Origin of the sequence: Kineococcus vitellinus, from assembly GCF_009906315.1 — a bacterium.
Taxonomy (GTDB): domain Bacteria; phylum Actinomycetota; class Actinomycetes; order Actinomycetales; family Kineococcaceae; genus Kineococcus; species Kineococcus vitellinus.
In genome coordinates this window covers 1-7,209 of sequence record NZ_JAAALL010000229.1, presented here as the reverse complement: position 1 = coordinate 7,209, position 7,209 = coordinate 1, and the positions used below count along the sequence as shown (strand labels likewise).

At 76.4% G+C, this 7,209-nt stretch carries 8 protein-coding genes; 5 read left to right on the top strand and 3 right to left on the bottom strand.

The window, feature by feature from the left end; translation table 11 throughout:
- Positions 1–11: 11 nt before the first annotated feature.
- Together GTQ99_RS17260 and GTQ99_RS17255 are read right to left on the bottom strand one after the other, a co-directional pair.
- The gene (locus tag GTQ99_RS17260; RefSeq protein WP_166616965.1) at positions 12–584 is read right to left on the bottom strand and encodes a TetR family transcriptional regulator; all 573 of its coding nucleotides are present in this window, start codon (positions 582–584) and stop codon (positions 12–14) included.
- 96 nt (positions 585–680) lie between these two features.
- A complete protein-coding gene (locus GTQ99_RS17255) occupies positions 681–2,225 on the bottom strand; it encodes an MDR family MFS transporter (protein WP_166616964.1) in 1,545 nt (514 codons plus the stop codon).
- Positions 2,226–2,303: 78 nt separating this feature from the next.
- Here GTQ99_RS17255 and GTQ99_RS17250 point away from each other — a divergent pair, with 78 nt between their 5' ends.
- On the top strand, positions 2,304–2,927 hold the full coding sequence (locus GTQ99_RS17250; protein ID WP_166616963.1) for a TetR family transcriptional regulator: 624 nt from the start codon (positions 2,304–2,306) through the stop codon (positions 2,925–2,927).
- A 19-nt stretch (positions 2,928–2,946) separates the two neighbouring features.
- On the opposite strand, the gene GTQ99_RS27090 is transcribed toward GTQ99_RS17250, so the two are convergent.
- A complete protein-coding gene (locus GTQ99_RS27090; RefSeq protein ID WP_166616962.1) occupies positions 2,947–4,215 on the bottom strand; it encodes a VWA domain-containing protein in 1,269 nt (422 codons plus the stop codon).
- 92 nt (positions 4,216–4,307) lie between these two features.
- On the opposite strand from GTQ99_RS27090, the gene GTQ99_RS17240 reads away from it, so the two are divergent.
- From GTQ99_RS17240 to GTQ99_RS17225, 4 genes are all read left to right on the top strand, one after another.
- Positions 4,308–5,240, top strand: a complete 933-nt coding sequence (locus GTQ99_RS17240) for an aldo/keto reductase (RefSeq protein ID WP_166616961.1) — start codon at positions 4,308–4,310, stop codon at positions 5,238–5,240.
- 102 nt (positions 5,241–5,342) lie between these two features.
- Positions 5,343–6,197 carry a phosphatase PAP2 family protein gene (locus GTQ99_RS27085; protein ID WP_166616960.1) on the top strand — a complete coding sequence of 285 codons (855 nt, stop codon included), beginning with the start codon at positions 5,343–5,345 and terminating at the stop codon, positions 6,195–6,197.
- Between the two features lie 15 nt (positions 6,198–6,212).
- A complete protein-coding gene (locus GTQ99_RS17230; protein ID WP_166616959.1) occupies positions 6,213–6,800 on the top strand; it encodes a bacterial proteasome activator family protein in 588 nt (195 codons plus the stop codon).
- Positions 6,801–6,880: 80 nt separating this feature from the next.
- Positions 6,881–7,209: hypothetical protein (locus tag GTQ99_RS17225; RefSeq protein ID WP_205707680.1), on the top strand; the 329-nt coding region annotated here is incomplete at its 3' end.

The window sequence follows — 7,209 nt, the reverse complement described above, 5'->3', positions numbered from 1 at the left end:
GTTCGGGAGGGTCAGGCGAGCAGGCGCAGCGCGGCCCAGGCCGCGCGCAGGGAGGTCACCGGGTCCGGGGCGTCCCCCGCGAGCCAGCGCTGCCCGCCGATGCGCACGACGGTGCCGACGACGCCGGCGTGGACGGCGGCCGTCAGCGGGTCCACGCCCTCGCGCCGGGCGATGGCCGCGGCCAGGACCTCCTCGTGCCGGGCGATCTCGGCCAGCAGCCGGGGCAGCAGCTCCGGGGAGGCCTCGACGAGGCGGAACACCTGGACGGCGCGGTCGCGGTCGTGCTCGTGCCCGGCGGTCTGGGCGAGGACGAGCTGCTCCAGGGCGGCCAGCAGGGGGCCGGAGGAGGTGCTGAAGGCCTCCAGCAGCTCCTCGTCCCAGCTCATCGCGCCGTGCAGGAGCGCCTCGTCCTTGGTCGCGAAGTAGTTGAAGAACGTGCGCCGGGAGACCCCGGCGCGGGCGGCGATCGCGTCGGCCGTCACCGCGTCCCAGCCGAGCTCGACCGCGAGGTCGAGGGCGGCGGAGGTGATGAGGGCGGTGGTCTCCTGGCGGCGGCGGTCGCGCAGGGTCGGGGACGTCGTCACCCGTCAATCGTGCACTCAGTGCACTTCTTGCGTCAAGTGCAGAAAACACGGACGGCCGACCCCCCGAGGGGATCGGCCGTCCGCGGTGTGCGGGTCTCAGTGCACGGGCGTGCGCGGGCCCGGGACCAGCGGCGGGCGCCGCACCAGCAGGGAGGCGGCCAGCGCGACGAGCGAGATGACCCCGCCCCACACGAAGGCGCTGCGCACGCCGTCGGCGACCGCGTCGAGCGCGTCGGCGCCCGCGGCCAGCCGGTCCGCCGAGGTCGTCGAGAGCACCGTCACGAACAGCGCGGTGCCGGCCGCCCCGGCGAGCTGCTGCACCGTGCCGACGACGGCGCTGCCGTGCGCGTACAGCTCCGCGCGCAGCGAGCCCAGCGCCGAGGTGAACAGCGGCGTGAACATGAACGCCAGGCCCAGGCTGACCAGGCAGTGGGCCAGGACGACCATCCCGGTCGCGGTGCCCGGGTGCAGCGTCGTCAGCAGCCACAGGCCGGCGCTGACGACGACGGCGCCCGGCACGACGAGCGGGCGCGGGCCGTAGCGGTCGAAGAGGCGGCCCACGAGGGGCGAGAGGACGCCCATGAGCGCCCCGCCCGGCAGCAGCAGCAGCCCCGTCTCCAGGGAGCCCAGCCGCAGGACGGTCTGCAGGAAGATCGGCAGCACGATGAGGGTGCCGAACAGCCCCATGAAGCTGATGACGAGCACGAGCGAGGAGACCGTGAAGGAGCGGTCGGCGAAGACCCGCAGGTCCATCAGCGGGCCGTGCGCGGAGGCGCGCTGCAGGCGGGACTGGCGCGCGACGAACGCCGCGAGCGCCAGGACGCCGACGGCGACCGGGATCCACGGCGCCACCGGCGCGTGCCCGCCCGCGGCCTCGCCGGTGCTGGAGAGGCCGTAGATGAGGCCGCCGAAGCCGACGGCGGACAGCGCCAGCGAGAGCACGTCCAGCCGCGCCTCGCGCGGGGTGGTGACGTCGCGCACCTTCCACAGCCCCAGGCCCAGGGCCAGCAGGGCGATGGGCAGGACGAGCAGGAACATCCACCGCCAGCTGAGCGCGGACAGGACGAGGCCGGAGATCGTCGGGCCGATGGCCGGGGCGACCGAGATGACGATCGAGATGGTGCCCATCGTGCGCCCGCGGGCGGCCGGCGGGACGAGGGTCATGGCGGTGGTCATGAGCAGCGGCATCATCACGGCCGTGCCGCTCGCCTGGACGATGCGCCCGAGCAGCAGCACCTCGAAGCCCGGCGCGACCGCGGCGACGGCGGTGCCGAGGCTGAACAGGCCCATCGCGGCGGCGAAGACCTGGCGCAGCCGGAAGCGGGTCATGATGAAACCGGTGGCGGGGATGACCACGGCCATGGTGAGCATGAACCCGGTCGTGAGCCACTGGCCGGTGGCCGCGGTGACGCCGAGGTCGGCCATGAGGCGCGGCAGCGCCACGCCCATGATCGTCTCGTTGAGGATGACGACGAAGGCGGAGACGAGCAGCAGCCCGATGAGGGTGGCGTCGCCGGGGGCCAGCCGCGCGGCCGCTCCGGCTCGCTCGGGTACCGCGGGTGCCGCAGGTGCTGCTGCTGTCGCGGGTGCTGCGGGTGCGGGGACGGGCGCGGGCAGGGTCGCGTCCTCGTTGGTGGGCATGGTGGAGCTCCTCGACGTGGTGACAGCCACTACCTTACTGGCAGCGACTGCCAACTCGACAGGGATTATCCTGAGCGCGTGACCACCGTCCCCGACCTGCGCGAGCGCCGCCGGCTCGCCACGCAGGCCGAGATCGAGAGCGCCGCCCTCGCGCTGTTCGAGGAGCGCGGCTGCGAGGGCACCACCGTCGACGACATCGCCGCCGCCGCCGGCGTCTCGCCGCGCACCTTCTTCCGCTACTTCCCCACCAAGGAGGCGGCCGCCCTCGGCGGCAACCGCGCCTTCGACCTCGCCCTGGCCGCACGCCTGGAGCAGCGCGTCGAGGCCGCCGCCGGCGCCGCCGGCCTCGCCGACGTCGAGGCCGCCGTCGCCGACGTCCTCGCAGAGCTCGCCGTCGAGGAACCCGGCCGCGCCGAGCGCATGCTGCGCGTGCGCTGCCTCGTGATGGCCGACGCGGCGCTGCGCGGGGCGCTCGTGCGGATGGACGCCGAGCACTCCCGGCAGTTCCTCGAGCGCATCGCCGCCGCCACCGGCAGCCCCCGCGTCGACCTGCGCACCCGCGTCGTCGCCGAGACCGTCAGCGCCGGGTTGCGCGCGGCCCTCGACGAGTGGGCCTCGCGCCGCGAGGCCGGCGAGGACGCGGCCCTGGCCGACGTCTACCGCGCCACGTGCGCGTGCCTGCGCGAGGTCGCCCGCGGCTGAGCGGGGCTCGCGCGGCCCCTCAGCGCAGGCCGGTCAGCACCGGGCTGCCCGGCGGGTAGTAGCCGCGCACCCACGAGGGGAACTCCGCGAGGATCCGCTCGTACAGCTCCTCGTCGCCGACGGCGTCGAGGTCGTCGAGGGCGAAGAAGCCGGTGTTGTCGTGCGGGCGGCCGGCCAGGGTGTCCAGCCGCTCCAGGACCCCGTAGTTCGCCCGGCCCAGGCCGATGAACTGCCAGAACACCGGCGCGTCCGCCACCGCCCGCAGCGCCTTCTCCGTCCCCCTGTTGTCGGTCACCCCGCCGTCGTGGAAGAAGAGCACCAGCGTGGGGATCTCCAGCGGCTCGCGCTCGACGTAGGCGGCGACGTCGGCGATGACCGCCTTCTCGTTGTTCGAGCCGCCCGCCCCGCCGAAGCGCTTGGACGTGTGCTCCTGCAGCCAGTCCGGCAGCGTGCCGATGGTGAGGTCCTCCAGGCGCGCGGCGTGCGAGCCCATCGCCCACACCTGCATCTCCGCGCCGTCGTCGACCTGCGCGGCCACCGGCGCCACCCGCTCCACGGCGCGGGTGAACACCCCGCGCCGGTACAGGCCGATCGTGCTGCCGGAGACGTCGAGGACGAGCACGACCCGGCAGCGCAGCCGGGGCACCTCGTGCTTGGTGAGCACGAGCGCGACCTGCCGCTTGCGCAGGTCCAGCCGCTCGCGCATCTGCGGCGGCAGCTTCTCGGCCCCCTTGGTCAGCGACAGCACCGGCTCGGCGGCGGGCCCGGCGGCGGGGACGGCTGCGGGTCCGGGCTCCGGGCTAGGCGCCCCGGTCCCGGCGTCGTCGACGACGACGCCGAAGTCGGTGGCCAGCCCCGCCAGGCCGTCCTCGTAGCCCTGCCCGACCGCCCGCACCTTCCACGCCCCGCCGCGGCGGTAGACCTCCGCGAGCACGACGACGGGCTGCGCGCCCAGCCGGGAGGGGGTGAAGCGCACCGCCTCCCCGCCGTGCTCGACGACGAGCTGCGGCGGCGCCCCCGCGAACGTGTCCCCCTCGCGCTCCGGGCTGGCGGCCAGGACCACCTTGTCCGCCCCCGGCCGCAGCCCCGCGAGGTCCAGCTCCAGGACGCGCCCGCGCAGGCGGACCCCGGGCGCGGCGGGCTGGTTGAAGAAGACCATGTCGTCGTCCCCGGCGACCTCGCCGTCGGCGCCGACGACGAGCGCGGTGAGGTCGACCGGCCCGCTGACGACGGCGCGCACCGCCTCGCCGTCGAGGGGGGCGTTGGCGCCTTCGGAGAGCGTGGGCACCCCCCGTTCCTACCGCACCGGCGGCCGCGCCGTCCCGCCGTCCGCGCGGGTCCCGGCGGGCGGGACGCCGGAGCGGGTGCTTGCCTGGGCGCATGACGCGCATCGGCACCTCGGAGCTCGACGTCCGCCCCCTCTCGCTCGGCACGAACACCTTCGGCTGGACCTCCGACGAGGCGGAGAGCCACCGCGTGCTCGACGCCTTCGTCGACGCCGGCGGCGACTTCCTCGACACCGCCGACGTGTACTCGGCGTGGTCGCAGGGCGGCGCGGGGATCTCCGAGACGATCATCGGCAGCTGGTTCGCCCGCAGCGGCAAGCGCGACCGGGTCGTGCTCGCCACCAAGGTCGGCAAGGCCCCCGGGCTGGAGGGGCTCGCGCCGCAGACGATCCGCACGGCCGTCGACGCCTCCCTGCAGCGGCTGCGCACCGACCGCGTCGACCTGTACTGGGCGCACGCCGACGACGAGCAGGTGCCCCAGGCCGAGGTCCTCGGCGCCTTCGACGAGCTCGTCGGCGCCGGCAAGGTCCGCGCGGTCGGGGCCTCCAACTTCACCGGCCGCCGCCTGCAGGAGGCACTGGAGACCTCCCGGCGGGAGGGGCTGACCTCCTACGTCGCGCTGCAGAACCACTACAACCTCGTCGAGCGCTCGGAGTACGAGTCCGACGCCGCCGACGTCGTGGCCGCCAACGGGCTGGCGATGGTGCCCTACTCCGCGCTGGCCTCCGGCTTCCTCACCGGCAAGTACCGCCCCGGGCAGCTGGCCGAGTCCCAGCGGCAGGCGGGCGCCGCGCGGTACCTGGAGGACGAGCGCGGCCCGCGGGTGCTCGCCGCGCTCGACGAGGTCGCCGCCGCCCGCGGCGTCGACGTCGCCGCGGTGGCGCTGGCCTGGCTGCGCCACCAGCCGACCGTGCTGGCCCCCATCGCCAGCGCCCGCACCACCGGGCAGCTGCCGCCGCTGCTGACCGCGATCGACCTGGAGCTCACCGCCGAGGAGCAGGCGGCGCTGGAGCGCGCCTCCCGCTGACCCCTCCCCCATCGACCCCGCGCCGGGCCCGCTCACGAGAAGCTCACCGCCTCTGCACCTCGCGCGGACGCGCTCGGCGCGCACGTGTCGCACAGTGGACGGGTGGCTACCTCCGCACCCGCCGGCCCCGCGCACCAGCCGGGCGCCCGCACCGGCCGGGCCCCGCGCCGGACCTGGTCGCTCGCGGCGCTCGCCGCCGCCTGGTGGCAGCTCGTCGTGCTCGGCGTCCTGTACGTCGCGTGCGTGCGCACGGCCGCCGGCCAGGACGCCGAGAACGCCCTGCACGCGCGGGCGCTCGCCGAGGGCTCCGAGGCCGGTGGCGCGCTGGGGCGCGCCTTCGCGCTGGCCGACCGCCTGGAGCCGGTGCACCTGGTCGTCGGGATCGTCGTCGTGGGCACCCTCGGGCTGCTGCGCGGCCGGCCCGGCCGGGCGCTGGCGGGCACCGCCGTCGCCGCCCTCGCGCTGGGGCTGACCGAGGTGCTCAAGCTGTGGCTGCTGCAGCGCCCCGACCTCAGCGAGCGCTACGGCGAGATGGCCAACAGCCTGCCCAGCGGGCACACCTCCGCGGTGCTGGGCCTGGCGCTGGGCGCCTGCGTGGCCGCCCCCCGCCTGCTGCGCGCGCCCCTGGCCCTGGTGGGCGCCGCGGCCGCCACCACGATCGGCGCCTTCGTCGTCACCGAGGGCTGGCACCGCGTCAGCGACGTGCTGGCCTCCGCGCTCGTCGGCTCGATCGTCCTGTGCTGCGCGCTCGCGCTGCCCACCCGCGGCGCGCGCCGCCGCGGCGCCGTCGCGGCGCTGGCCCTGCTCGTGCCGGCGGCGTGCGCCGCGGTGCTGGCCGTGGTCTACCTGCTGGGCACCTCCACCCTCGCGGCGGCCCTCGCGGCCGGCGCCGTGGTGGGCCTGACCGTGCTGCTGGGCGCCCGCGCGGTCCCGCGGGAGGTGCGGCCGGGGCGCTGAGGGCAGGATGGGGGCATGCCCGACTTCGCCTCCGGCCCCGAAGACCCCACCCCGCCCGACGCGCCGCGCGAGAGCGCGGACGGCCCCGACCCGCGGGTGGTCGTCGTGACCCCGCAGGGCATGGGGATCGCCGAGCCGCCCGAGGAGGGCGAGCCCGGCCCCGCCGACATGGTCTCCCAGCCCGCGAAGGTCATGCGGATCGGCAGCATGGTCAAGCAGCTGCTGGAGGAGGTCCGCTCCTCGCCGCTGGACGAGGCGGGCCGCACCCGCCTCGCGGAGATCCACGAGCGCTCGCTCTCGGAGCTCGAGGACGGCCTGGCCCCCGAGCTCGTCGAGGAGCTGCGCCGCATCGCGCTGCCGTTCGCGGAGGGCGCGGCGCCCTCCGAGAGCGAGCTGCGCATCGCCCAGGCCCAGCTCGTCGGCTGGCTGGAGGGCCTCTTCCACGGCATCCAGACCGCGCTCGTCGCCCAGCAGATGGCCGCGCAGGCCCAGCTGCAGGAGATGCGCCGCGCGCTGCCCGGCGGCCTCGCGCCGCAGCCCGGCCGACCCCGCGGGGACGGCATGCCGCGCGTGCAGCCCGGCGGCACGGGGCAGTACCTCTGAGGCTCGCGTTCTGGCGCCGGGCGCCCGACCCGCTGGGGACGGGCGTCTGGCAGCGCGCCGAGCACTCGGTGGACCGGGCGGTGCGCCGCGTCGAGCAGGTCGTCGACGGCACCCCGCCGGGCCCGGCGCGCGAGGCCCTGGAGCAGGCGCTGCCCCGCGTCGACCTCGTCGCCCGCGCCGTGCGCGCCCGCTGCCTGCAGGCCCAGCAGGAGGCGCCGTCGGAGTCGATGACCGTCCCGCGCGGTCCCGAGGGCCTGCACCCCGAGGTGCACCGGCGCATCACCCGCACCGCGACGGCCTGCGCGCAGGTGGCCGAGGCCGCCGCGATGGTGCGCGTCGCCGGTGCCGCCGACCCCGGGCAGCTGGCCGCCGTGGAGCGCGCCCTCGTCAAGGCCGAGCAGCTCGCCGG

Bases quoted from the DNA above. Each gene is read 5' to 3' on its own strand.
- GTQ99_RS17240 (WP_166616961.1), top strand. From the start codon at position 4,308: ATGACGCGCATCGGCACCTCGGAGCTCGACGTCCGCCCCCTCTCGCTC.
- GTQ99_RS17230 (WP_166616959.1), top strand. From the start codon at position 6,213: ATGCCCGACTTCGCCTCCGGCCCCGAAGACCCCACCCCGCCCGACGCG.
- GTQ99_RS17255 (WP_166616964.1), bottom strand. From the start codon at position 2,225: ATGCCCACCAACGAGGACGCGACCCTGCCCGCGCCCGTCCCCGCACCC.